The 23,385-nt window shown below is 41.1% G+C and carries 20 protein-coding genes; 14 read left to right on the top strand and 6 right to left on the bottom strand.

The window, feature by feature from the left end; all coding sequences use genetic code 11:
• Positions 1 to 353 precede the first annotated feature (353 nt).
• From ACE1CA_RS26335 to recG, 6 genes are all read left to right on the top strand, one after another.
• Positions 354 to 1,289, top strand: a complete 936-nt coding sequence (locus tag ACE1CA_RS26335) for a glycosyltransferase family 2 protein (protein ID WP_413277913.1) — start codon at positions 354 to 356, stop codon at positions 1,287 to 1,289.
• 179 nt (positions 1,290 to 1,468) lie between these two features.
• Entirely contained in the window at positions 1,469 to 2,068 is a 600-nt protein-coding gene (locus ACE1CA_RS26330; RefSeq protein WP_413277914.1) for a hypothetical protein, read from the top strand.
• Positions 2,069 to 2,247: 179 nt separating this feature from the next.
• The gene (gene rpsB, locus ACE1CA_RS26325; protein WP_413277915.1) at positions 2,248 to 3,045 is read left to right on the top strand and encodes a 30S ribosomal protein S2; all 798 of its coding nucleotides are present in this window, start codon (positions 2,248 to 2,250) and stop codon (positions 3,043 to 3,045) included.
• 42 nt (positions 3,046 to 3,087) lie between these two features.
• On the top strand, positions 3,088 to 3,750 hold the full coding sequence (tsf, locus tag ACE1CA_RS26320; protein WP_413277916.1) for a translation elongation factor Ts: 663 nt from the start codon (positions 3,088 to 3,090) through the stop codon (positions 3,748 to 3,750).
• Positions 3,751 to 3,893: 143 nt separating this feature from the next.
• The gene (locus ACE1CA_RS26315) at positions 3,894 to 4,805 is read left to right on the top strand and encodes a hypothetical protein (RefSeq protein ID WP_413277917.1); all 912 of its coding nucleotides are present in this window, start codon (positions 3,894 to 3,896) and stop codon (positions 4,803 to 4,805) included.
• 113 nt (positions 4,806 to 4,918) lie between these two features.
• Positions 4,919 to 7,402: an ATP-dependent DNA helicase RecG gene (recG, locus tag ACE1CA_RS26310; RefSeq protein ID WP_413277918.1), complete on the top strand. Its 2,484-nt coding sequence runs from the start codon at positions 4,919 to 4,921 to the stop codon at positions 7,400 to 7,402.
• 109 nt (positions 7,403 to 7,511) lie between these two features.
• Here recG and ACE1CA_RS26305 read toward each other — a convergent pair whose 3' ends face one another.
• Positions 7,512 to 8,744 (bottom strand): sensor histidine kinase, encoded by a 1,233-nt coding sequence (locus ACE1CA_RS26305; RefSeq protein ID WP_413277919.1) that lies wholly within the window; start codon positions 8,742 to 8,744, stop codon positions 7,512 to 7,514.
• A 522-nt stretch (positions 8,745 to 9,266) separates the two neighbouring features.
• Here ACE1CA_RS26305 and ACE1CA_RS26300 point away from each other — a divergent pair.
• Positions 9,267 to 10,928 (top strand): ArnT family glycosyltransferase, encoded by a 1,662-nt coding sequence (locus ACE1CA_RS26300; RefSeq protein ID WP_413277920.1) that lies wholly within the window; start codon positions 9,267 to 9,269, stop codon positions 10,926 to 10,928.
• Positions 10,929 to 11,053: 125 nt separating this feature from the next.
• Here ACE1CA_RS26300 and ACE1CA_RS26295 read toward each other — a convergent pair whose 3' ends face one another.
• Positions 11,054 to 11,437 carry a hypothetical protein gene (locus ACE1CA_RS26295; RefSeq protein ID WP_413277921.1) on the bottom strand — a complete coding sequence of 128 codons (384 nt, stop codon included), beginning with the start codon at positions 11,435 to 11,437 and terminating at the stop codon, positions 11,054 to 11,056.
• Between the two features lie 350 nt (positions 11,438 to 11,787).
• Between ACE1CA_RS26295 and ACE1CA_RS26290 the strand changes: the two genes are divergently transcribed.
• Positions 11,788 to 13,713, top strand: a complete 1,926-nt coding sequence (locus tag ACE1CA_RS26290; RefSeq protein ID WP_413277922.1) for a chloride channel protein — start codon at positions 11,788 to 11,790, stop codon at positions 13,711 to 13,713.
• A 347-nt stretch (positions 13,714 to 14,060) separates the two neighbouring features.
• Here ACE1CA_RS26290 and ACE1CA_RS26285 read toward each other — a convergent pair whose 3' ends face one another.
• A complete protein-coding gene (locus tag ACE1CA_RS26285; RefSeq protein ID WP_413277923.1) occupies positions 14,061 to 14,459 on the bottom strand; it encodes an AbrB family transcriptional regulator in 399 nt (132 codons plus the stop codon).
• A 327-nt stretch (positions 14,460 to 14,786) separates the two neighbouring features.
• On the opposite strand from ACE1CA_RS26285, the gene ACE1CA_RS26280 reads away from it, so the two are divergent.
• The 4 genes from ACE1CA_RS26280 to ACE1CA_RS26265 all read left to right on the top strand — a co-directional run bounded on the left by ACE1CA_RS26280 (position 14,787) and on the right by ACE1CA_RS26265 (position 18,650).
• Complete coding sequence (locus tag ACE1CA_RS26280; RefSeq protein WP_413277924.1) at positions 14,787 to 15,230, top strand: Rrf2 family transcriptional regulator; 444 nt, start codon at positions 14,787 to 14,789, stop codon at positions 15,228 to 15,230.
• An 11-nt stretch (positions 15,231 to 15,241) separates the two neighbouring features.
• Entirely contained in the window at positions 15,242 to 16,204 is a 963-nt protein-coding gene (cbiB, locus tag ACE1CA_RS26275; RefSeq protein WP_413277925.1) for an adenosylcobinamide-phosphate synthase CbiB, read from the top strand.
• 104 nt (positions 16,205 to 16,308) lie between these two features.
• Positions 16,309 to 16,530 (top strand): hypothetical protein, encoded by a 222-nt coding sequence (locus ACE1CA_RS26270; protein ID WP_413277926.1) that lies wholly within the window; start codon positions 16,309 to 16,311, stop codon positions 16,528 to 16,530.
• Positions 16,531 to 16,580: 50 nt separating this feature from the next.
• A complete protein-coding gene (locus ACE1CA_RS26265; RefSeq protein WP_413277927.1) occupies positions 16,581 to 18,650 on the top strand; it encodes a thioredoxin domain-containing protein in 2,070 nt (689 codons plus the stop codon).
• A 142-nt stretch (positions 18,651 to 18,792) separates the two neighbouring features.
• Here the strand turns inward: ACE1CA_RS26265 and ACE1CA_RS26260 are convergent, their stop codons facing one another.
• From ACE1CA_RS26260 to ACE1CA_RS26250, 3 genes are all read right to left on the bottom strand, one after another.
• A complete protein-coding gene (locus tag ACE1CA_RS26260; RefSeq protein ID WP_486517546.1) occupies positions 18,793 to 19,182 on the bottom strand; it encodes a four helix bundle protein in 390 nt (129 codons plus the stop codon).
• Positions 19,183 to 19,349: 167 nt separating this feature from the next.
• Positions 19,350 to 21,179 (bottom strand): peptidoglycan D,D-transpeptidase FtsI family protein, encoded by a 1,830-nt coding sequence (locus tag ACE1CA_RS26255; RefSeq protein WP_486517545.1) that lies wholly within the window; start codon positions 21,177 to 21,179, stop codon positions 19,350 to 19,352.
• A 57-nt stretch (positions 21,180 to 21,236) separates the two neighbouring features.
• A complete protein-coding gene (locus ACE1CA_RS26250; RefSeq protein WP_413279982.1) occupies positions 21,237 to 21,695 on the bottom strand; it encodes a hypothetical protein in 459 nt (152 codons plus the stop codon).
• A gap of 339 nt (positions 21,696 to 22,034) precedes the next feature.
• On the opposite strand from ACE1CA_RS26250, the gene ACE1CA_RS26245 reads away from it, so the two are divergent.
• Together ACE1CA_RS26245 and ACE1CA_RS26240 are read left to right on the top strand one after the other, a co-directional pair.
• Positions 22,035 to 22,253 (top strand): hypothetical protein, encoded by a 219-nt coding sequence (locus ACE1CA_RS26245; RefSeq protein ID WP_413279981.1) that lies wholly within the window; start codon positions 22,035 to 22,037, stop codon positions 22,251 to 22,253.
• A gap of 206 nt (positions 22,254 to 22,459) precedes the next feature.
• On the top strand, positions 22,460 to 23,125 hold the full coding sequence (locus ACE1CA_RS26240) for a glutathione S-transferase family protein (RefSeq protein ID WP_413279980.1): 666 nt from the start codon (positions 22,460 to 22,462) through the stop codon (positions 23,123 to 23,125).
• Positions 23,126 to 23,385 lie beyond the last annotated feature (260 nt).

Genomic DNA, 23,385 nt, shown 5'->3' with positions numbered 1-23,385 from the left:
CTACTAATAGCGATCGATATCTGTCCCCCAAAGCACAGTTTTTTGGGGACTGGGGACTGGGCACTGGGGACTGGGGACTGGGGACTAGGGACTGGGGACTGGGGACTAGGGACTGGGGACTGGGGACTAGGGACTAGGAAAGGCAGAAAACAGAAGGTCAAAAGTCCCCTTGTCCCTTCGTTAGTGATGAGTTTTAAGTTTTAAGTTTTGAATTAATAACTTAAAACTCATAACTCAAAACTCATAACTCGCCCTTGTCCCCAGTCCCCAGTCCCCAGTCCCCAGATTGACACCAAGCCGATCGCCACGTAACATATTCCTTTGACCAACTAAAGCTGTGAGTTATCTTTTAGGTGTTTTTCAGCGTTGTCATTCCTACTTATAATCGTCAACCGATTCTGGAAAAATGCCTCAAAGCTTTAGAAAAGCAGCATTTTTCCCCAAATAGCCCGATTACTGGCTACGAGGTGGTATTGGTTGATGATGGTTCTACTGATAATACCCTGTCTTGGTTGGCATCCCAGGCTGCTGAACTGCCTCATGTTAAATTATTTCAGCAAAGTCACCAAGGGCCAGCCGCTGCTCGGAATTTAGGTGTGGAAAATGCGATCGGTGATCCGATTATATTTATTGATAGCGATTTAGTAGTTACAGAAAATTTCCTGCAAGCCCATGCCGATGCTTTAGTAGCAGGATATCAGAAAATCGGGAGCGATCGGCTTTTTACCTACGGACGAGTAATTAATACCTGTAACTTCGAGAATCCCACCGCCGAACCTTATAAAATTACCGATTTTTCCGCCGCATATTTTGCTACCGGAAATGTGGCAATTTCCCGACATTGGCTCGAAAAAGCCGGATTATTTGACACCCAATTTCAACTTTATGGTTGGGAAGACCTAGAACTTGGAGTTCGCTTAAAAAAATTCGATTTAAAGCTAATTAAATGTCCCGCCGCAGTTGGCTATCATTGGCATCCACCCTTTGCCTTAAACCAAATTCCCAGCTTAATTGAAAAAGAAATTCAACGGGGACGCATGGGAGTTTTATTTTATCAAAAACATCCTAGCTGGGAAGTCAGAATGATGATTCAAATGACTTGGATACATCGGTTACTTTGGGGAATTTTATCTTTAGGGGGTCGTCTGAACGAACGCACTCTAGCTCCATTATTACAAGCATTAATCAACCAAGGTAAACCACAACTAGCCTTAGAAATTGCCAGGATTTTTCTGAATTGGTACAACGTCAAAGCAGTTTATCAAGCATCAATTATAAAAGATTTGTAATTTAGAAAATTAGATTTTCACTCCTTTAAAATCTAAAATCTAAAATCTAAAATCTAAAATAGCAAAGATATGGTATGTTAATAAGGCTATTTTCACATACCGACTTGGTATGGAATGTTTTTTCAGGAAGTAACAGCTTCCCCAAATACAGCAATTCACTTTTAAATGTGAGATGTAATATGCTTAATCGGGCAAAATTTTTAGGAGTGGTTACAGGATTAGCTGTTTTAGTAGCTGCTTGTTCTGATAGTACCCGAAGTGCTACAAATACCAACCCACCACCAGCGGACAATGCCGCTAATGTCAGCACCACCGCACCTGCTGGACAAAAAAAACCCACACCAGCTACCGATATTAGTAGCTTGGGTGTTAAAGATGTCAGCGAAATTAAATTTCAGACACCGCCTCCCGCTGTTTTAAATGGTTTTTTTGATGCAGTTAATAACTCTGGGGCGCTAAAACATAACGTTAGCAAAAATGGCACCGTTACCTTGACTGGTTGGGCAATTATCCCAGAAAAAACCAAAGCAGCTGAAAAAGTGATTATTACCTTACCAGATAGTAATCAAATTGTCGCGATCGCCAATGTCAAGTTAGCTCGACCTGATGTAGCCAAAGCTATAAAAAATCCCAGCTACAAAAACTCCGGCTGGACTACTGCATTTAAAGCTGATAGTTTGCCCACAGGTAGAGTCATCCTAAGAGCTTGGACTTACGACCCCACTACCAAGACAGCAACTCAACTGAAAAATATTCACGAACTCACTGTTTCCGAATAACGGGCTAACAATCTAAATCGGGAAAATCTGTTTCCTGGTTTTACCAAATTGTGCTAGTTTAGAAATTGCTGTCTAAAATCACACAAATCACACATCTGAGGTTTCGGGTGTTTCTGTGACAAAAAGTTATCAGAGATCCCCTCAGATGGAGGATTAACCCGAAAGGAGTTTCAAAAATTATGCCAGTTGTCTCTTTGGCTCAAATGATGGAGTCTGGTGTTCACTTTGGGCACCAAACTCGCCGTTGGAATCCAAAAATGTCCCCGTACATTTACACATCTCGTAACGGGGTACACATCATCGATCTAGTACAAACTGCTCAGTTGATGGAGGAAGCTTACACCTTCATGCGAACTGCGGCAGAACAAGGGAAAAAATTCCTGTTTATTGGTACGAAGCGCCAAGCAGCTGGGATTATTGCCCAAGAAGCTTCTCGTTGCGGTGCTTACTATGTTAACCAACGTTGGTTAGGCGGAATGCTGACCAACTGGACGACTATTAAAACCAGAGTCGAACGGCTGAAAGATTTAGAAAGACGGCAAGAAAGCGGCGCACTTGATTTGTTGCCGAAAAAAGAAACTGCCGTTTTGCGCCGAGAAATGGAAAAGCTGCAAAAATATCTGGGCGGCATTAAGTTGATGCGGAAAATTCCCGATGTGGTTTTAATTGTGGATCAGAAACGGGAATATAACGCAGTTCAAGAGTGCCAGAAACTAGGATTGACGATCGTTTCTTTGTTAGATACTAACTGCGATCCAGATGTGGTGGATATTCCGATTCCGGCAAATGATGACGCGATTCGATCGATTAAGCTAATCATAGGTAAGTTGGCAGATGCGATTTACGAAGGTCGTCACGGTCAACTAGATGTACCTGAAGAAGAAGATTACGAAGATTACGAAGGTGCGGAAGACGATCTGGAATACGATGAAAGTGATTTCATAGATTCTGACGAAGACGAAGATTCCGACGAATAATCACGTTGAATCCGTAAAAACTAGATTAGGTAAGGGCAAGAGATGGCGGAAATATCTGCAAAACTAGTTCAAGAACTGCGCCAAAAAACGGGTGCAGGAATGATGGATTGCAAAAAAGCACTCCAAGAAACTGACGGTGATGTTACTAAGGCGATCGACTGGCTGCGGCAAAAAGGTATGCTCAAGGCTGGTAAGATTGAAACCAAATCAGCTACAGATGGATTAGTGGGTAGCTACATCCATACTGGTGGCAGAGTGGGAGTTTTGGTGGAAGTAAACTGCCAAACAGACTTTGTTGCCCGTAACGAAGATTTCAAAAGCTTAGTGCAGAATATCGCTATGCAAATTGCTGCTTGCCCTAACGTTGAGTATGTTAAGGTTAGCGATATCCCAGCTGAGGTTGTGGAAAAGGAAAAAGCGATCGAAATGGGGCGTGATGATTTGGGCAATAAACCAGCTAACGTGAAAGAAAAGATTGTCCAAGGACGGATTGAAAAACGCCTCAAAGAGATGACCTTGCTGGATCAACCTTACATTAAAGATCAAAATATCTCGGTGGAAGATTTGATTAAGCAAACTATTGCTAAGTTGGGGGAAAATATTCAAGTTCGTCGCTTTGTCCGCTTTGTACTCGGTGAAGGATTAGAAAAAGAAGAAAGCAACTTTGCTGAAGAAGTTGCCGCCCAAATGGGAGGTAATAAATAACCTCTTCGCTCTCCTAATTATCTCCCTTAGCTCTCCCTTAAAAAGGGGGAAGCTAGGTGATACTTTCGTAGATTTTCAGCATTGCGGTAATGTTAGTTTAACACCGCAATGCTTTGTGTATTTATTAAATTTTTAGTAAGATTATGGCTAAAGCAATTGAGCGAATTCAACGGGAAATTGAGGTACTAGAGCAGACGATCGCAGAACTCGCAGAAGAATTTTACAATAGCTACAGTCGCTATATGACTGCGTTAGGTCAAGGAATTCAGAAACAATTGATTGTAGCAACTTATCATTTATGTACGCAAAGTTATCCAGAACAATTTCTCAGTTTGTCTTTTAGTCAACGCCAAAAATTACAACAATCAATTAAGCAATTGGCAGATCGTACTGCACAAGAATTAGTTCTTAAGGTTAACTCTCCCATGCAAGAAAAAGCTCGTTCCTTGCCAATGAATGATTTGGAATTTAGCCAACTTCAAGAATTAATTGAGGAAAGAATTGGCGAAGGAGAACCGCAGGAAAAGAGTGAAAATTCTCCGTTTTCTGAATCTGATTGGGAAGAAAGTAATGCTGAATCGACAAGCGAAAAACCAAATACTCAAATTACCAATCCAGAAGCTTTGTTGCAATGGCAAGAAAGATTAGAAAAAGCGATCGCTAAAAGTCTGCAAAAACTGTCTCGTGACAGTAATTTAAAATTACAACAAGCAGGAATATTGCCGAAAAAACTTCCCGAACCTGTGTTGGAAGCAGCGGCTAAAGTGGAAGCAGCAGCGGAAACAATGCCTGGGCCGCCAAATTTGTTAAACTTAGTAATTGAGACAGAAAGCGATCGAGAATCTCAAAGTTCTACCGTTACACATTTAGTAGCAGTTCATCTCCGGTTATCAGAAATCGAATTTCCTGACTCTACACTAACAACAATGCGTCAGCAAATTAGAAACCTTTCCGTAAAACTGCATACAACTCGTCGAGAATATCAGAAAAAACAGCGGGAAAAAGCGATCGCAGAAGCCGAATTAGCTTGGCGTGCTAGTTGGTTTGATGAATAATTGTTATTGGGTTTTCGTCATTCGTCATTTGTCAATTGTCATGGCAATTATCCCTATTTCCTTGGTTATTTGTTAAACTAAAAATCTAAAATCCAAAATCGGAAAGTAGATTTATGACTAATCCTCAACCCGATTGGGTGCGCTGGCAAAAAGCCTTAGAAGTAGAAGAAAAAAGCGGTTTTGTTGACTTAATAGGCAATCAATATCGCTTTAGTGAATTTCTTTGCTTAACTTTTGGTAAACCTCCCACAATGTTAAATACAGAATGGCGCAAAAACTGGCAAGAAATGGCAAGTAGATTTGCGAAATATCCCAACTTACCAATCAGCGAACGAGAAAATTTAGTTAAATTAGCCAAGATATTCCTCCAAGCTTCTGAGGAAGAATGCCAAAAGATTTGGCAACAAAGAAGTAAATTTACAGAGAAATTAGAAAACAACGAAAGCTTAAAACAACTACCAACTACCAACTACCAACTACCAATTACCGAATCAGAAATTTCCTTAGATCAACCTTTAAGAGAAGTCCCCAAATTAGGAATTACCAGAAGTAAACATTTAGCAAAATTAGGACTTTACACAGTTCGAGATTTACTATTTTATTATCCTCGCGATCATATTGACTATTCCCAACGAGTTGACATTTCGCAATTAGAAGCTGGCGAAACCGTAACTATTGTCGCCACTATTAAACGTTGTGAATGTTTTACTAGTCCGAAAAATCAGAAACTAACTATTTTAGAAATTGTCTTACAAGACCGCTATGGTAAAATGCGGATCAGTAGATTTTTTGCAGGTAATCAATACACTAATCGCGGTTGGCAAGAATCAATAAAAAGCCGCTATCCTGTAGGTTCAATAATTGCCGCATCTGGTTTAGTTAAAGAGACAAAATATGGTTTAACTTTGCAAGATCCAGAAATGGAATTGTTAGCTAATCCGGGAGATAATATTGAATCAATTAATATTGGTAGAGTCGTACCAATTTATCCCTTGACTGAGGGAGTTCCGGCTGATGTGGTGCGACAAGCGGTGATAACGGTGTTACCAGCAACCTCGCAAATTCAAGACCCTTTGGTGGAGGGATTGCGCGATCGCTACGGATTAATTAAACTACCAGAAGCCATTAATAACATTCACTTTCCCACAGATAGCGCCAGCAAAGAAGCAGCTAGAAGACGTTTAGTATTCGACGAATTCTTTTACTTACAATTAGGATTTCTCAAACGCCGTCAAACATTACGCCAAACTCAAGCCTCAGCAATTTTAGCCCCCACAGGTAAACTAATCGAACAATTCTATCAAGTATTACCCTTTAAATTAACAGGCGCACAACAAAGAGTAATCAACGATATTCTTAACGATTTACAAAAACCTACACCCATGAATCGATTAGTTCAAGGAGACGTAGGTGCAGGTAAAACAGTGGTAGCAGTAGTCGCCATTCTCGCCGCCATTCAAGCAGGTTATCAAGCAGCATTAATGGCACCCACAGAAGTCTTAGCCGAACAACATTATCGCAAATTAGTTAGTTGGTTTAACCTCTTACATTTGCCTGTAGAACTGTTAACAGGTTCCACAAAAGCCGCCAAACGCCGAGAAATTCACGCCCAATTAGAAACCGGAGAATTACCTTTATTAGTAGGAACTCATGCCTTAATTCAAGATAAAGTAAACTTTCATAGTTTAGGTTTAGTAGTAATTGACGAACAGCATCGTTTTGGAGTTCATCAACGTGCCAAATTACAACAAAAAGGCGCACAACCTCACGTCTTAACCATGACAGCAACCCCCATTCCCCGCACCTTAGCCTTAACTTTACATGGGGATTTAGATGTGAGTCAAATCGATGAATTGCCACCTGGAAGACAAGCAATTAATACCGTAGCTTTATCGGGAAGAGAACGCAGCCAAGCTTACGATTTAATCCGCCGAGAACTTGTGCAAGGCAGACAAGTTTATATTGTTTTCCCTTTAGTTGAAGAGTCGGAAAAATTAGATGTTAGGGCAGCCACAGTAGAATACGAAAAATTACAAGAAAGCATATTTCCTGAATTTAAAATCGGCTTGCTTCATGGTCGCATGACTTCAGCCGAAAAAGATGAAGCAATTAACGATTTCCGAGAAAATAAAACCCAAATATTAGTAGCTACAACAGTAATTGAAGTCGGTGTAGATGTACCAAACGCCACAGTAATGTTAATTGAAAATGCCGAACGTTTTGGCTTATCTCAATTACACCAATTACGAGGTAGAGTTGGTCGTGGTGTCCATAAATCTCACTGTTTATTAATGAGTAGTAGTACCTCTGCCGATTCTCGTCAACGTTTAAGTGTTTTAGAACAATCTCAAGACGGCTTTTTTATCTCAGAAATGGATCTGCGTTTTCGGGGTCCCGGACAAGTTTTAGGAACTAAACAATCTGGTTTACCTGACTTTGCTTTAGCTAGTTTGGTAGAAGATCAAGAAGTTTTAAATTTGGCGCGAGATGCCGCAGAATTAGTCATGTTGCAAGACCAACATTTACAGAATTCTTTGCTCAAAGCTGAGTTAGAATACCGCTATCAAAAGTTGATGGGTGGCACAATTTTAACTTGATTCTTCTAAACCAAATATTGTAGCGATTTGCGGTAAAAAATACTTGCTTCGATCGCTAGTTTTTACCTCTACCTACAGATAGATTCGTTTAGAAAATACAATCAAAAATCTAAGATCGATCGCTCTGATTAATTGGTAATTCTATAGTAAAAGTTGTGCCTGTTTCTGATTTAGAGTGACAATAAATATTTCCCTGATGAACTTCGGTAATAATCCGATGAGAAATTGACAACCCCAATCCAGTTCCGATTAATTTGGGATGAAAAATTGGCTCAAATATTCGTTCTTTAACTTCTGCATTCAAGGATATTTGGATTGCTACTCGATCGTTACTAATTTTTTTGCTTTTAACAATAATTTGTTTTTCTGCTAAATTATCAGAATTAGGTTCGGATTCTAACAAAGTATTTATTGCTTTACCAAGCAAAGTCAAAAATACTTGATTGATTTGATTAATATAACACTTTACTAGGGGCAATTCCTCAAGCTGTTTAATTATTTCTATCTTATTTTTGTAAAAGTTATACAACAATAATAAACTACTTTCGATGCCTCGACTAATATTTGCTGGTTTCATTTGCGAATCATCTGCACCATAAATATTTCGCAGATTTTCAACTAATTCTAAAATTTTATCTGCTCCTAATTTAATAGAAGCAATGATATAAGGAAAATCCGATCGCACATAATCTAAATCAACTTCCTCCTTCACCTTTTCAATCTCCAAATTATCTGCATAATTTTCCTGATAAACCTCAACAACTTTTAGTAATCCTTGGGTATACTCTTCTAAATATGGCAAATTGCCATAGATAAAATTAATCGGATTATTAATTTCATGAGCAATACCAGCAACCAACTGACCTAAAATTGTTAACCTTTCTATTTTAGCTAAATGTAGCTGAATTTTTTCCAAATTAGCTTGCGCTTCTGCTAAAGAATGACTTTGCTGTTGTAATTTCTCTGTAGCTTCCCGCAATCTTTGTTCTAACTCTTGGTTAGATTCCTTAGTTGGAGTTGAATTGAGTAAAAACTGATAACGTTGATATATCAGAAAAAAAGCGATCGCAGGTACTATCTCAACCCAATTTCCCAATATGAAAATTTTTTCAATCGCGATCGTAATTTTGGGAAAAATGTAAGTTCCACTAATAATTAAAAATAAACTCGCTATTAAAATAGTTAACCGACTAACTGCTACTTTGCGATTGCGCCATAAATCCCCAAATATCAAAACACTAATTAAAAAGTAACAGCAAGCAATAATGAAATTTTCTAATCCACCTGACAACTTCGTATCGACTAGGATGTGAGCGATCGAAAAAAAAATTGTATTCGACATAATTATTAGTATTCCTGTCAAGTACTGGTAGCGTCACCTTGATGAATCGGGGGATTAGACGAAACCAGCGCCCCATCACAGACATCTTGACATAATTAAATTATTGAGTTAAAAAGTAAAACCGAAAGGTTAAGAATTTTCCTTTCCCGATCGACCCTTCCTTTTAACCCTAAACCTTTTTCAATCACCATAACTAAAAAAATTTTCGTTGGAAATCTTACATCTCAGAGATTTTGCAGATAGAGTTCGGCAGATTTCTGAGATTGAAATTTTTACTATCTCTATTATTATATTATAAAACTTTGCACACTAAAAATATTACAAATCTCAATGGCATTGTACCTTAAACATAGATAAATCTTTATTTTCATGCTAGAGTATTGCGTTTTGCCTTCCTAATTCAGCGGATAATTTAACCAAGGTTAGCATTAAAATAACCTTTACTACATAAGGTAAGTTTTCTTATCGACATCTATCACAAGACTAATATTTCTAGAATTTCTTATCGTGAGTTAGACCACCATGTACCGGAAACTGTTTCAGCTGCGTCAGCCAAAAAGCCAAATGTACCGCACCGAAATCCTGCTAGACCGCTTATGGGTCATCGGCTTGCTAATAGCAGCATTAACTCTTTATCTAACCAATCTAGGTGGTCTGCCTTTGCGAGACTGGGACGAAGGAATAGTTGCCCAAGTTGCCCGTGAAATATACAATGCACCCCCAGGCTCGTTACGTTGGCTTTATCCCACGTTAGCGGGAGAAGCTTACATCAACAAACCCCCCTTAGTTCATATTCTCATCGCCAACACTTACGCAATAGCAGGAATTATTAATGAGTGGACAACTCGCTTACCAGGGGCAATATTAACAGCCCTTTCCGTACCCCTACTCTACGGCGTGGGGCGAGAAATCTTCATAAGAAGGTTATGGGCTATTTTTAGCGCCTTAGTTTACCTCACCTTATTACCAGTGGTGCGACATGGGCGTTTAGCGATGTTAGATGGGGCAATATTGTGCTTTTTTCTCTTGACAATTTGGTGTTTATTGCGCTGTCGTCGGGACTTACGTTACTGCTTGGGTGTGGGGATTGGATTGGGATTGATTGCTTTAACTAAAGGTTTTTTAAGTGTATTATTAGGAGCGATCGCACTAACATTCATAGCCTGGGACACGCCCCGATTACTCACATCAATTTACTTCTGGAGTGGCATCATCATCGGTAGTTTACCCGCCACCTTTTGGTATGCCGCCCAACTACTACACCAAGACCCAGCCTACGTTCAAATGTTCATCAACCAAGGCATATTTAACCAATCCCTCAAACGCATTTGGGATCGAGTTGACAACCATGCAGGCCCACCTTGGTACTACATTTTAGAAATCCTCAAATACAACTGGCCTTGGTTAATATTTCTGCCAAATAGCTTAATTTTAGCTTGGGAAAATCGCAACCTTAGTTGGGCAAAATTAAACCTAATTTGGGGTGGTCTTTACTTACTTGTCATCTCCATCATGACCACCAAACTGCCCTGGTATGTCCTACCAATTTACCCAGCATTAGCCCTATTAATCGGCGCACAATTAGCAGAACTTTGGAATTGGCCTAGCACCAAACCCTTTCCCCGGTCTTGGGTTGCCCTTTTAAGCATCTTAGCAATTGGTTCTTGGGCAGGCTGCATTTACTTTGCCAGATTCACACCGCAAATAGAAATTGATTTAGTCCTAACATTGACTGCCATAGCATTAACAATGTCGATCGCCATTGTATTAATGTTTAAACGTGACCTACAATTCATCATCATCTTATTTTGGGGCAGTTACCTCTCCCTATTTCTCCTCATGAACTCCAATAATTGGATCTGGGAAATAGCCGAACAATACCCAGTCAAACCAGTCGCCCAAATGATTCAAAAAAGCCAACTACCCCCTACTCAGAAAATTTACACCTCTCACCCAGCTTTTCGCCCCTCATTAGATTTTTACAGCGAACACCAAGTTATTCCCGCCACTGACGACCAACTAAAACAAATTTGGCAAAAAGAACCCTCACCCTATTTCCTACTCAGGTCATATTTCCCCAAAAAACTTAACCTAGAACCCGTGAAAATTATTGGTCAAGTCAAAACAAACACCCTAGAATCAGAAGCTAGCTGGGTCTTAGTCACCAAAGACAAATATTACTAAACAACTAACTTTTGAAAAAAGGAACGAGAGCAGTCTTGCATGGTAGGGACATTTGAATTAATGAATTTCCTCTTGTTCCCTCGTTTCCTTGTCCCTTATCCGGCTGCGGATACTCTCAATTAAAATCAATCTGTAGACCTTGTAACCCAATCCATAAATTGCTGAATAGGATTCTGTTCCGCAGGTTTTTCATCTAAAGTTGTTACAGTGTAGCCTAAAAAAATAGCACCGCCGATAATAGCAATTAAAGAAATTGGTCTGGCAATGCGAAAATCACGAATTATTCTTGCTAAAGGACGACTTTGGCGACGCAGCCTTTGCCCATCCGTTCGCTGTCTGGGAAATGAGAGGGGGTCTCTTACATAATGACCGCTTTGACTAATTACAAAGCGTTCATGACAATAGGGACACATATATAATCCACCACCCACATTACCCAGCTTCCTTCCCTGAGAACGATAACAAATAGGGCAAGTAACAGAATTGCCATCAAAAGTGTGAGCATTCATCAGAATTTCCTACTTTTTCACAGGTTGTGCCTTTTTTCAGTGCAATTTACTAAACCTGCTGTCGCCCATAGCGTCCAGCAATTGGTCATTGTTAATGAGCTAGTGCTTTCAGAAGATTACTTTAAGCAAAACCCACCCTTACTAACATTTCATAATTTCAGCAACGAAGGCAAGATAAAGATAAATTTATTCAAAAGACAAATTCACATATAGTTCCATATCCTATTCTACCTAAATTAACTAAGAAAACTGCATACTTTTAGCCTTCCTTATCGTTAAAATTTATATGAGAAGCCTCTGACAAAATTTTAGCTTTCTCTAAATACTTAATATACTCACATTCATATATAATGACTTCCATTCCCCCCGTTAATTTACGTCTAAATCAACCACCTTTGTCAGATACGGGAAATTCTGAACCTACCTCTCACTCCTCTCCCCTATTCACAAGACTTCTCAATCGTCTCCAGCCATCACCGGAAACAGTAGTCATGCTTTTAGCAGTACTTATCGGTGGTGGAACTGGCATGGGAATAGTCACATTTCACTATTTGATTGAACTTATCCATAGTCTCGCCCTAGAACATTTTATGGGACTAATCTCTCGTTGGGGAGCTTGGACTTTAGCTTGTGTTCCTACTCTTGGTGGCCTAATAGTCGGTTTAATGCGTTGGCGCTGGCAAGATTTAGGCCCCAGCATTTCTTCAATGATTGCGGCTACTCAGGGTTCCTTAAATGATATGTCCCGCCAACTTAGACCAGTGACGAAAATGGTTGCCGCTTCGGTATCTTTAGGAACTGGGGCTTCTTTAGGCCCAGAAGGGCCAAGCGTAGAAATTGGGGCGAATTTCGGAATGTTACTTGGTCAAGTGCTGCAAGTTTCTCAAGAACGGCATCGTTTACTGTTGGGCGCAGGGGCGGCAGCGGGTTTAGCGGCGGGTTTTAATGCGCCGATTGCTGGGGTGTTTTTTGCTTTAGAAGTGGTATTGGGAACTACTTTTGCGACTTCGGCAGTTAGTGTCGTGTTGTTAGCGGCTGTGGTTTCGGCGTTAATTGCCCAAATTGGGTTGGGGGCACAACCTGCTTTTAGTCTGCCTGTTTATGAGGTTCGCAGTCCTTTAGAGTTACCTTTATACATGGGTTTGGGTTTACTGGCTAGTTTGGTATCTCTGACTTATACCCAAGCCATTCAAACTGCTGGACGTTGCTTTAAGGGACAAGTTAAAGGCTTTACTTGGTTGGGTAAAATTCCTCGCTTTGTTCATCCGGTAATTGGTGGGTTGTGTGTTGGGTTAGTCGCTTTAAAATGGCCGCAAATTTTAGGTATTGGCTATGAAACTGTAGAAGCAATGCTGCAAGATGTGGAGTTTCCCCTTCAGTTGTTGGTGGTGTTACTAGTAGTGAAACTGGTAATGACTGCTGTGAGTGTGGGTAGTGGTTTGGTTGGTGGTGTGTTTGCGCCAGCGATGTTTTTGGGTTCATCTTTAGGTGCTGCTTATGGGAAAACTCTGGCTGTTGTCTTGCCTGGAATGAGTGCTAGTATGGCGGGGCCGCCTGCTTATGCGATGGTGGGGATGGCAGCGGTTTTGGCTGGCAGTGTGCGAGCACCGCTAACGGCGATTTTGTTGATGTTTGAGTTAACGCGAGATTATCGGATTGTTTTGCCGTTGATGGCTGCTGTGGGTTTGAGTGTGTGGTTGGTGGAATTACTTAAACCAAGTGCGACTCAAGCTTTGAATCTTCAGCAGATGGGTGTAAATTTGAGCAAAAACCTAAATCATGAGGTTTTAAAACAAATGCCTGTGTCGGCGGCTATGCAGCCACCTAAGTTGCTACTTCCTGATTCTCTACCTGTTTTGGAGGCTGGTGTTTCTTTAACAAATCATCACTGCCATACGGCTTTGGTGGTTGATGAGCAAGAGCAGTTAATTGGTTTGGTTACTCTACAAGATATTAATCGAGCGATCGCACGCACCGAAACAAGTCCCTCTGGTTATAATATCCTTGACCAAAAATTGGCTGATATTTGCACCAGAGAGATACTTTACGCTTACGAAGATGAATCTCTAGCTGATGCCTTATCCCGTATGGCAGCGCGTGGTTTGCATCAGCTACCAGTAGTAGCGCCAGATAATCCTCAGCAAGTTTTAGGTTTATTGGAACAGGATGGGATTAATTTAGCTTGTACTGTAGCAATTACTCATCAAGCTATTAATCGTTACCTGCCCATGTTGGCTCAAGAGTTGCCTGTGTCTAAAGCTAAACAAACCGTTTGAACACTTTCAACGCTGCATCATTACAATCAAATAAGGTATCTTTGTTTCGATCGGGAAGTTTTGCTCAGCCTGACGGCTAAAAGCGAGTTCCCGGTCTTTTTTATTGAGAAGCAGCTGCATTGCGTAAAGTTTTCACTGACAAATGCTTTGCTTCACAATGTATTTTTCCGAGAATTTGCCGATATTGACAATCCAGCAATTATTCTCTAGCGTCTTTAAAGATGCAGTTTAATTTGTTCTCGGTTTCGGTTACTTAACTTAGAAATATTTGAGCTTCTCTTCAGCCAAGATTTTTGTGAGGTTGTGGCGTTACAATCTACTTTTACTATCTAACTACTTAGGGGAAATTATTCCTCTTCCGCAGGATTTCCATCACTATCAATTTGGCGTAATCGAATGTGCTTGCGTCCTAAAGCAATTTCAAACTCATCTCCTGGTTGCAAACCCATCTGTGATGTGTAAGCTGAACCAATTAATAAGTTACCGTTAGATTGTACGCTGATTCGATAGCTGGCACTGCGTCCGCCACGACCATTTCCACCTTGTTTGCTGTCTAACTGAACGCCTTCGGCATCAATCAGAGCATTCAAGAATTTCATCATGTTTACACGCTCTACACCATTTTTAGTAACAGTGTAGTAACCGCAGGCTTTTGCCTTTTCTTCTTTGCTTAGGTTGTCTAGCTCTTTGACTTTCTTTAAGAGAGCTTCTCCTACTAAGGGTTCGATCTTTTTGCCTTTATTCATTAACTTGACTCAAAAAGAATTGCTTCAACTAGTTTATAGTATCGGAGCGTGAGTTGTGTTTTGCTATGCTTAGGAAGCGATCGCTTTTTATCAGCTCACAAATCTATCTTATATCGTTAGCTGTAAATTGTTCAAGATAGTAAAGGTAAATATTGATGATATTTTGCTGGGGATTAATCAGCTGACTCTTTTAGAGGAGAGTTAGATAAACTTGATAGATAATCACTGTCGATCGATCGAACTACCTACATCTATCTTATGGATGGTGGTTGCTAAAGGAAATTATTCAATAAATCTGCGGAAAATTTTCAATATTGTAAAGTAAAGATGAAGCTGACTACTAAAGGACATTACAGTGTAAAGGCACTCTTAGATTTAAGTCAAAAGCCAGGATATGGGCCGACTTCTGTCAAAGCGATCGCTAAACGGCAAGAAATCCCCGCCTCATATTTAGAAAAGTTACTTATAGAAATGCGGCGTGCGGGGATAGTAGAATCAGTACGGGGATCGCAAGGAGGATATAGATTAGCTAATTCCCCGGATAAAATTTCATTAGGACAAATTTTAGCAGCAGTTGGAGAAACAATTGAGCCGCTACCCCGCCACTCTCCCGATGCCAAAATAGCTGAAGATTGGGTAACGTTTACTATCTGGCGACGATTGCATCAAAAATTAAAAGAAGCACTGTACAGTATTACCTTAGAAGACTTATACTATGATGCCCGAAGTTGGCAAGCAGCTTTAGGGGAAGAAACAAGTTTTATTGTTTAGTCATTAGTCAGTTGAGTAATAATCAAGTAATTCTAACGATCGCAGCCACACTAGACTATTTAATAGGAGATCCTTGGGGATGGCCTCATCCAGTGCGGCTCATGGGATGGATAATTTATAATTTGCAAAAATTTATCGAGAAATATTTGCACCATCCTGTCATACAACGAAGTGCTGGGATTGGATTAGCGATCGGATTAGTAACTATCAGCGGAATCAGCGGTTGGTTAATCGTCCAAGCAGCCCAAAGGTTACATCCTTTATTAGGAAATATAATAGCAAGTATTTTACTAGCAACTTGTTTTGCCGGACGTAGCTTAAGAGCAGCAGGAGAAGAAGTATTACAAACACTTAACGAAAAAGACATCGCCGCTGCTCGTGCTATTTTAAGTCGATATGTTGGACGAGACACCGAACAATTAACCGAAACAGAAATTTTCCGGGCAGTTTTAGAAACAGTCACCGAAAATGCTACCGATGGAGTGATGGCACCGCTGTTTTATGCTATTTTAGGTGCTTTTTTACCAGGAGTGGGAAGCGTTCCTTTAGCACTTGCTTATAAAGCTGCCAGTACTCTCGATTCAATGGTAGGTTATCGAGAATATCCTTATATATATATAGGATGGTTTAGTGCCAAACAAGAAGATATTCTCACCTGGCTACCCTGCCGATTATTAGTTATCACCCTAGCAATTTTATCTGGTAGACCTTTGTATGTTTGGCAAATATGTCGTAGGGATGCCAGGAAAGATTCTAGTCCTAATTCTGGCTGGAGTGAGTGTGCTTATGCTGCCGTGCTCGGCGTACAGTTAGGAGGTACTAATTGGTATCGTGGGGTAGCGAAACAGAAACCTTTATTGGGAGATCCAATTTACCCAATTACTGCCGATAAAATTAAACAAGCAACCTTACTTACTCGCTATTGCTTTCTGATTTGGTTAGCGATCGCCTTAATTATTTTAAGTTGGTTCTAGGAACAATATTCAGATTTTACTTGTCAGCTTTTCCATCACCCCAGTAAAATCGCAACGGTTGATTACCCAACATGGGTATTTCTCCAGTCAAAGAGGAGTGAGTAATGGTAAAAAGATTATGGCAAGCCGTAATTCTAACAATAATAATTAAAGTGCTTGCCTCAACTAGTTCACCGAATTTCTCTAGCATTACTTCCGCAAGAGTAACTCATGCTAGTAAAACTTCTATCACTTTACTCTATCGCTGGGTAGATTGCTTAAGCGATAAGCTTAACAGCAAGCTAGGCGATCGCTTTACCAAACAATTTGATAATCCCATTGATTAACTGCACGCTAAACTTCTAGAAAAGCTAAACATTCCAGGAAGTCAGCACTCATGACCAATCGCCTTGCCCAATCTCCCAGTCTCTACCTTCGCAAACACGCTGAAAATCCCATAAACTGGTGGTTTTGGTGTGACGAAGCTTGTGCTATCGCCCGTCAGGAAAATAAACCAATTTTCCTCTCGATCGGCTACTCTAGCTGCCATTGGTGTACCGTCATGGAAGGTGAGGCATTTTCCGACCTGACTATTGCCGAGTACATGAATGAAAATTTTATCGCTATTAAAGTCGATCGTGAAGAAAGACCTGACCTAGACAGCATCTATATGCAAAGTCTACAAATGATGACTGGGCAAGGTGGTTGGCCTTTAAATGTATTTTTAGACCCCCATACTTTAGTACCTTTTTATGGTGGAACCTATTTCCCCCTAGAACCTCGCTACGGAAGACCCGGATTTTTGCAAGTTCTCCAAGCAATTCGCCGTCATTATGACACGGAAAAAGCTAAAGTTGATTCTGTAACCGCAGAAATTCTCGGTTATTTACAACAGTCAGCCAGTGCAGTATCTTCTGCTGGTGTGGAAATTAGTACAGCTTTACTAGGTAAAGGTTTAGAAACAAACACAGGTGTCCTGAGTCATAGTGGTTCTGGGCCAAATTTCCCGATGATTCCTTACGCAGAAGTAGCATTACGGAGTACCAGGTTTAACTTAACTACCAAATATCCCGTAAAACAACTCTGTACTCAAAGGGGTTTAGCTTTGGCACTGGGAGGTATTTTCGATCATGTAGCTGGTGGTTTTCATCGCTACACGGTTGATGGGACTTGGACAGTGCCGCACTTTGAGAAGATGCTCTACGATAACGGTCAAATAGTCGAGTATTTGGCAAATTTGTATGCTTTGGGAATGCAAGAAGTAGCTTTTACCAGAGCTATTTCACTCACAGTACAATGGCTAACTAGGGAAATGACTGCCCCAGAAGGTTATTTCTGGGCTGCCCAAGATGCTGATAATTTTGCCGACCCAGAAGACTTAGAACCAGAAGAAGGTAATTTTTATGTCTGGAGTTACTTAGAATTACAAAATTTATTATCTCCAGAAGGATTTACCGAAATTCAACAGTATTTCACCGTTACAGACGAAGGAAATTTTGAGGGAACTAACGTTTTACAAAAGCGTGACCCTAGCCCTTTAACTAATACTTTAGAATCAGCGTTTGCCAAATTATTTACTGTTCGTTATGGGGCTGCACCAGACCAAGTAAAAACTTTTCCCCCCGCCCGAAATAACCAAGAAGCGAGAACGAAAAAATGGCCTGGGAGAATTCCTCCAGTCACCGATACGAAAATGATTGTGGCTTGGAATAGTTTAATGATTTCTGGTTTAGCCAGGGCTGCTGCTGTATTTGAAGAACCTTATTATTTAGCGCCAGCAGTACAAGCAGCTAAATTTATTTTAGAAAATCAATGGGTAAAAGACCGTTTTTATCGAGTCAATTATGAAGGCGAAGTGGCTGTTTCCGCCCAGTCTGAGGATTATGCCTTCTTCATTAAAGCATTGTTAGATTTGCATCAAGCCACATTAGGAATTGAGCAAGAAAATCCTCAATTTTGGTTAGAAAAAGCTCAAAGATTGCAAACAGAATTCGATGAATTTTTGTGGAGTGTGGAATTAGGAGGATATTTCAATACTGCTAGTGATGCTAGTGAGAATTTGTTGGTAAGAGAGAGGAGTTATATTGATAATGCTACTCCTTCTGCTAATGGAATTGCGATCGCCAATCTAGTCAAATTAGCCCTGCTAACAGAAGATTTAACATATCTCGATCGGGCCGAGCAAGCCCTCCAAGCCTTTAGCGAAATCATGAACAAATCCCCCTCCTCTTGCCCCAGTTTATTCACCGCCCTAGACTGGTATCGTAACTACACCTTAATTCGCACCAATAGCGAAGAACTAAAATTCCTCAAACAACAATATCTCCCCACCGCAGTCACAATTTTGACCGACGAACTACCACCCGGAACAGTCGGCTTAGTTTGCCAAGGACTCAGTTGCACAGAACCCTCAAAAAATCACGAACACCTATGGCAAAAAATACAACAGAGCTTAAGTAGAGGATAGAGAATAGAGGCAGGGGAGCAGGGGAGCAGGGGAGCAGGGGAGCAGGGGAGCAGGGGAGCAGGGGAGCAGGGGAGCAGGGGAGCAGGGGAGCAGGGGAGCAGGCAGGGAGGGATTGATTGATTGGATTGTAATTTTCTGAGCATCAATGTCTCATTAACCAAGGAGATGGGTTGTTAATCATGTTCACTAACATACCAAGAATGTTGTTGTAACTTCGGTAAAGCTCTCTTCCCTGCTGAACTTCTAAATATTGACATTTGACGGCAAACTCTATCCAGCTTTGAGTTTCTCCTGCTTCTGCTTCCGAGTCGCTTAATTTAGCAACAAATGCCGCTTGATAACGACGTTTACGCCATGCTTCTGCTAAGTTAGCACATACAGAACGTGAAGAACGACGAATTTGATCGGTGAGTGAGAAACGTTCTTCTATAGGAAATTTCTTACTCAACTCAAAAATTTGCATCGCCACCTCAAATGCCAACTGGTAAACTTCCAAATCTCGGTGACTCTGGATAGGTCTCTTTGGATTCATTTAAAACAATAGAAAATTACTTTTTCAATATCTTAATACTAAATCATCTGCTCCCCTGCTCCCCCGCTCCCCTGCTCCCCTGCTCCCCTGCTCCCCTGCTCCCCTGCTCCCCTGCTCCCCTGCTCCCCTGCTCCCCTACTCCCCTGCTCCCCTACTCCCCTGCTCCCCTACTCCCCTGCTCCCCTACTCCCCTGCTCCCCTGCTCCCCTGCCCCCCTGCCCCCCTGCTCCCCTGCTCCCCTGCCCCTCTGACGGATATGCCTCCAGACTTTGAGGATTAGAGGGGGGAATTTTCTCGATATTGATTAAAGATTGCATAACTAATTTCACTATTGGGGCAGCTACCGCAGCACCAGAACCACCTTTTGGTTCATCTACTACCGCTGCAACTACGTAACGGGGAGATTCTAGAGGCAAAATAGCCACAAAACTGGTAACTTTTGCCTCGCTGTAACCACCATTAGGACTGGCTTTTTGGGCTGTACCTGTTTTACCAGCTATTCGATAGCCAGGAATTTGGGCGGCTCTACCAGTACCTTTCGTAACTACACTTTCCATCATCTCTGTAACTATTTTGGTAGTGTTCGCAGAGAACACAGCTTTCGGTGGAGGTAATGTAGGTTGCCAGGTAAGTTCGTCTTTGGAGTTATATAAACCTTGAACCACGTGAGGGGTGACTAACTTGCCACCGTTAGCCAGGGTAGCTGTCAGACGGACTAAGTGCAAGGGAGTGATAGAGAAACCTTGACCAAAAGCAGCAGTAGCGGGTTCAATGGGTAAGCGAGTAAAAATGCGTTCTGGCTTGAGTTTGCTATTGGCTCTAAAGGGAAGGTCACTTTCTACAGCTGCTCCAACTCCCAAACGTTTTAGCCAGCTATAGTAAACTTTCGGCTGGAGAGTTTGCATAATTTGTACCATGCCGACGTTGCTAGAGACCTCAAGAATTTTAGTTACATTGACTCTGCCATGTCCTCCTCCCCCAGCATTTCTAATCACTTTGTTACTAACTTTAATCGCGCCACTGTCTGAAAAAACGCTGTTGGGTTCAATGGATTTATTTTCTAGAGCAATTGCGACATTTATCGGTTTAAAAGTGGAACCTGGTTCGTAGAGGTCTGTTATTGCCCAGTTTTTGTAGAGACTTTTACTATAGTTAAAAAATTTGTTGGGGTTGTAGGTAGGCTCGGCAACCAATGCTAACAAGGAACCATCCCGCGCATCCATGACAATTACTGTACCTCGTTTAGCTTTGAATTCAGCCATTTTTGTTTTCAAGGCAGTACGGGCGGCACGTTGCAGTCGCACATCTATTGTTAGTGTTAAACGGGTATCGTCAGCGTTGAATAAGCCTTGGGGGGCATAGTCTGGCATGACAGCACCGTTGCCAGCCCGGTTTAATCTGAGTAGTTTTAAGGAACGTTCCAGTAAGGTTTCCTGGCTGTACTCTAATCCTGCTTGTCCTTTGTGATTGTCGTCAACGTAGCCAACGATATCGACTGCGGTTTCTTTTGTGGGATAAAGGCGGGAGTAGTTTTGAATTAGTTCTAAGCCATCTTGCCTCATGGCTGTAATTTTATCGGCTATTTCTTGTCCGATTTTATCTTTTACGCGAATGCCAGTTTCGGCGCTGTTAAATTTGGTTAGAAGTTCGGCAGTTGATAGTCCTATGAGGGGAGATAGTTGGTTGGCAATTTCTTCTTTTGTTTGTCTGCGAAAGATTTTGGGGTGAGCGTAGAGGGTGTAGACTGGACGATCGACTGCTAATAGGTTATTGTTGCGATCGACTATGGAACGCCTTGGCACAAAGGGACGCAGGGTAATCTCTTGCTGCTGCTTGGCATAACTTTGTAAAAGTCGCCTTTGGATAACTTGCAACCGAAACAGATTCCAGCACAATCCTAAACCTCCTAAGAGCAAAATCACCCACACAAGTACTAAACGGATTTCTTTTGGGTCTTTGATTACTGTTGGTAGATAATTAGCTCCAAGTCGCTTCATATTTGAAAAGGAGGAAGGATTTGATTTAGCCATAGTAAATGATTTTAGTTTTGCTGCTTAGTAGCCTAGTGGAGCAGGGTTACTTCTGGAATTAGATGCTGAGTTGATTGAAGTATTGGGATTTTTAGTAGCTGGTCTTTGGGGTGCTGCTTCTAAGAATAGGTTATTTTCCGGTTTCGGTGGTATTAATCCTTGAGTTTTGGTTTCGGCGATTTCTGCTAGTTGATTCTTTCTTTGTTCTTCATCTGTAGTTAGTTCGCGTTCTTTTCTTTGTAGGGATTGTAGTTTTTGGTATTCCCGATTCCACTGTTGTTGTGAGTAGACTATAGCAGCATAAGATGAGAGTGTAGCACTGATTAAGATAAAGGCGATCGCTGATGTATATCGCTGGGATGTAATTAACCATCGCAGCCAAATTGGTACTGCTGGCGATAAAGTACTGAGCTTCGATTTTGCCAACCTTTGTGATGAAATTTTGCTTTGGGATACAATTTTAGACTTAGGCGCAAATGACATATATCTATTCTCCAAAAGGGATCGATCTAGACTTAATCATAGCTAGATTAACTTGACAAATTTCCATTTCTGAATCTGGCTATCGCTCGGTGAATCAGGAATCTCCCGTTACATCCGTAGGATTAACAGTGAGAGTGTCAATGTGCTATACTGTAATGTGGAATGTGGCCTAAGCTAAGCGAAAGAAAAGATTTTACTTTTTACGCTCGCTAGACTAGATGACCAGCTTCGTAGTCAGATTTGACCGTTGTAGCATGAGCTTGACGGCTAGGCTTTCGATGTTATTATCTTTATCTAGCAGGTACTCAAATCTGCATTAATTAACTTCAAGAGGAGTGTATGAATAAAAAATTTTTGACAGTGATTTTAGGACTTGGCTTGGCTTTTACCTTGGCAGCCTGTGGTGAGCAAGCACAAGAAAGTCCGGCATCACCTCCAGCAGGAGGAACATCCCCAGCAGCAAGTCCATCTCCCGCAGAGACATCCCCAGCAGCAAGTCCATCTCCCGCAGGGACATCCCCAGCAGCAACACCCACAACTAGTCCAACCTCTCCTTAAGGAATTGCCAACTCTTCATTAGCTCTCGCAGGCTAGATATTCATATTTTTGGCAATAGCAATTCTTCGCTGCCTTAAGCGTGGATGATTTCATGGCAAGAGATTCTGCTTCTTTTATGAGTTTTATGGGATAAGGTACAAGGGTAAAGGCAGAAAAACCTTTACCCTTGACCAATTTTTAGTTTAGTGACAGTAGCTGTATTTTTAATGCTTTTACTACAGTTTAGTACTTCCCATTATTGTCGCAAGGCGCGTTTAGCATTGGGATATAAAGGAATTAGCTACGAAGTGGAGAATTTAACGCCTGGGTTGCATCGGTTTAAGTTAAAACCGATTACGGGCTTAACCACTGTACCAGTTTTAGTACCACAACAGTCGGGTAAACCTGAGTGCATTGCAGATTCTACCAAAATATTCAAGTTTTTGGAATCTTACCAACCTGAACCAAGTTTATTACCAAAACCTGAGCAGCAAACAGCAGCTTGGATGTTAGAAGATTGGTTAGATGAAAGTATTGGCACTGCCACTAGATTTATTTATTATGATTTTCGGGCTGGGGAAGGAAAGCAAATCGACCCTTCTTGGTTTAGTCAAGTTTTAATTCAGGTAGTGCGTCGTCAGTATCAGATAAATGAAGCTACGGTAAATCTGGCAAAAGAACGGGTCAAATTGGCATTAGCAGTATTAAAACCTTGGCAAGAGCAACCTTATTTGGTGGGAGACAGTTTAAGTGTGGCAGATATTGCTGCTGCTGCGTTGTTGAGTCCTTTGGCTTTAATTCCTGAATATCGAAAGGAGTATCCTTGGTTGTTTGCCAGGATAAAAGAAATTCACGAAATTTGTCGAGAGCCATTGCCACCAGGATTGGATTAGGCAGGGGGGACAAGGGGACAAGGGCAAGTTATGAGTTTTGAGTTATGAGTTTTAAGTTATTAATTCAAAACTTAAAACTTAAAACTTAAAACTCTTAACTAACTAAGGGACAAGGGGAATTTTAGGACTTACGCTCACTTCCCGGTTTTTGAACGTAATTGGCTTATTTCAGCGTCAGGGTAGTAACGAAAAACCGGGTTTTTTGGCTTATGGTGCGTAAGTCCTAAATTAAATAGGTATCAAGTGAATGTTCTACAGAT

The sequence above is a fragment of the Floridaenema evergladense BLCC-F167 genome (assembly GCF_041929205.2).
GTDB lineage: Bacteria > Cyanobacteriota > Cyanobacteriia > Cyanobacteriales > Aerosakkonemataceae > Floridanema > Floridanema evergladense.
This window is presented reverse-complemented; position numbering and strand designations above follow the sequence as displayed.

Excerpts from the sequence above, each read along its gene's own strand:
- ACE1CA_RS26315 (WP_413277917.1), top strand. The coding sequence starts at position 3,894 with ATGGCTAAAGCAATTGAGCGAATTCAACGGGAAATTGAGGTACTAGAG.
- recG (WP_413277918.1), top strand. The coding sequence starts at position 4,919 with ATGACTAATCCTCAACCCGATTGGGTGCGCTGGCAAAAAGCCTTAGAA.
- ACE1CA_RS26330 (WP_413277914.1), top strand. The coding sequence starts at position 1,469 with ATGCTTAATCGGGCAAAATTTTTAGGAGTGGTTACAGGATTAGCTGTT.
- ACE1CA_RS26300 (WP_413277920.1), top strand. The coding sequence starts at position 9,267 with ATGTACCGGAAACTGTTTCAGCTGCGTCAGCCAAAAAGCCAAATGTAC.
- ACE1CA_RS26305 (WP_413277919.1), bottom strand. The coding sequence starts at position 8,744 with ATGTCGAATACAATTTTTTTTTCGATCGCTCACATCCTAGTCGATACG.
- ACE1CA_RS26255 (WP_486517545.1), bottom strand. The coding sequence starts at position 21,179 with ATGAAGCGACTTGGAGCTAATTATCTACCAACAGTAATCAAAGACCCA.
- ACE1CA_RS26290 (WP_413277922.1), top strand. The coding sequence starts at position 11,788 with ATGACTTCCATTCCCCCCGTTAATTTACGTCTAAATCAACCACCTTTG.
- ACE1CA_RS26280 (WP_413277924.1), top strand. The coding sequence starts at position 14,787 with ATGAAGCTGACTACTAAAGGACATTACAGTGTAAAGGCACTCTTAGAT.
- ACE1CA_RS26250 (WP_413279982.1), bottom strand. The coding sequence starts at position 21,695 with ATGTCATTTGCGCCTAAGTCTAAAATTGTATCCCAAAGCAAAATTTCA.
- ACE1CA_RS26285 (WP_413277923.1), bottom strand. The coding sequence starts at position 14,459 with ATGAATAAAGGCAAAAAGATCGAACCCTTAGTAGGAGAAGCTCTCTTA.
- tsf (WP_413277916.1), top strand. The coding sequence starts at position 3,088 with ATGGCGGAAATATCTGCAAAACTAGTTCAAGAACTGCGCCAAAAAACG.
- rpsB (WP_413277915.1), top strand. The coding sequence starts at position 2,248 with ATGCCAGTTGTCTCTTTGGCTCAAATGATGGAGTCTGGTGTTCACTTT.
- ACE1CA_RS26245 (WP_413279981.1), top strand. The coding sequence starts at position 22,035 with ATGAATAAAAAATTTTTGACAGTGATTTTAGGACTTGGCTTGGCTTTT.
- ACE1CA_RS26240 (WP_413279980.1), top strand. The coding sequence starts at position 22,460 with ATGCTTTTACTACAGTTTAGTACTTCCCATTATTGTCGCAAGGCGCGT.
- ACE1CA_RS26265 (WP_413277927.1), top strand. The coding sequence starts at position 16,581 with ATGACCAATCGCCTTGCCCAATCTCCCAGTCTCTACCTTCGCAAACAC.
- ACE1CA_RS26295 (WP_413277921.1), bottom strand. The coding sequence starts at position 11,437 with ATGAATGCTCACACTTTTGATGGCAATTCTGTTACTTGCCCTATTTGT.
- ACE1CA_RS26260 (WP_486517546.1), bottom strand. The coding sequence starts at position 19,182 with ATGAATCCAAAGAGACCTATCCAGAGTCACCGAGATTTGGAAGTTTAC.
- ACE1CA_RS26270 (WP_413277926.1), top strand. The coding sequence starts at position 16,309 with ATGGTAAAAAGATTATGGCAAGCCGTAATTCTAACAATAATAATTAAA.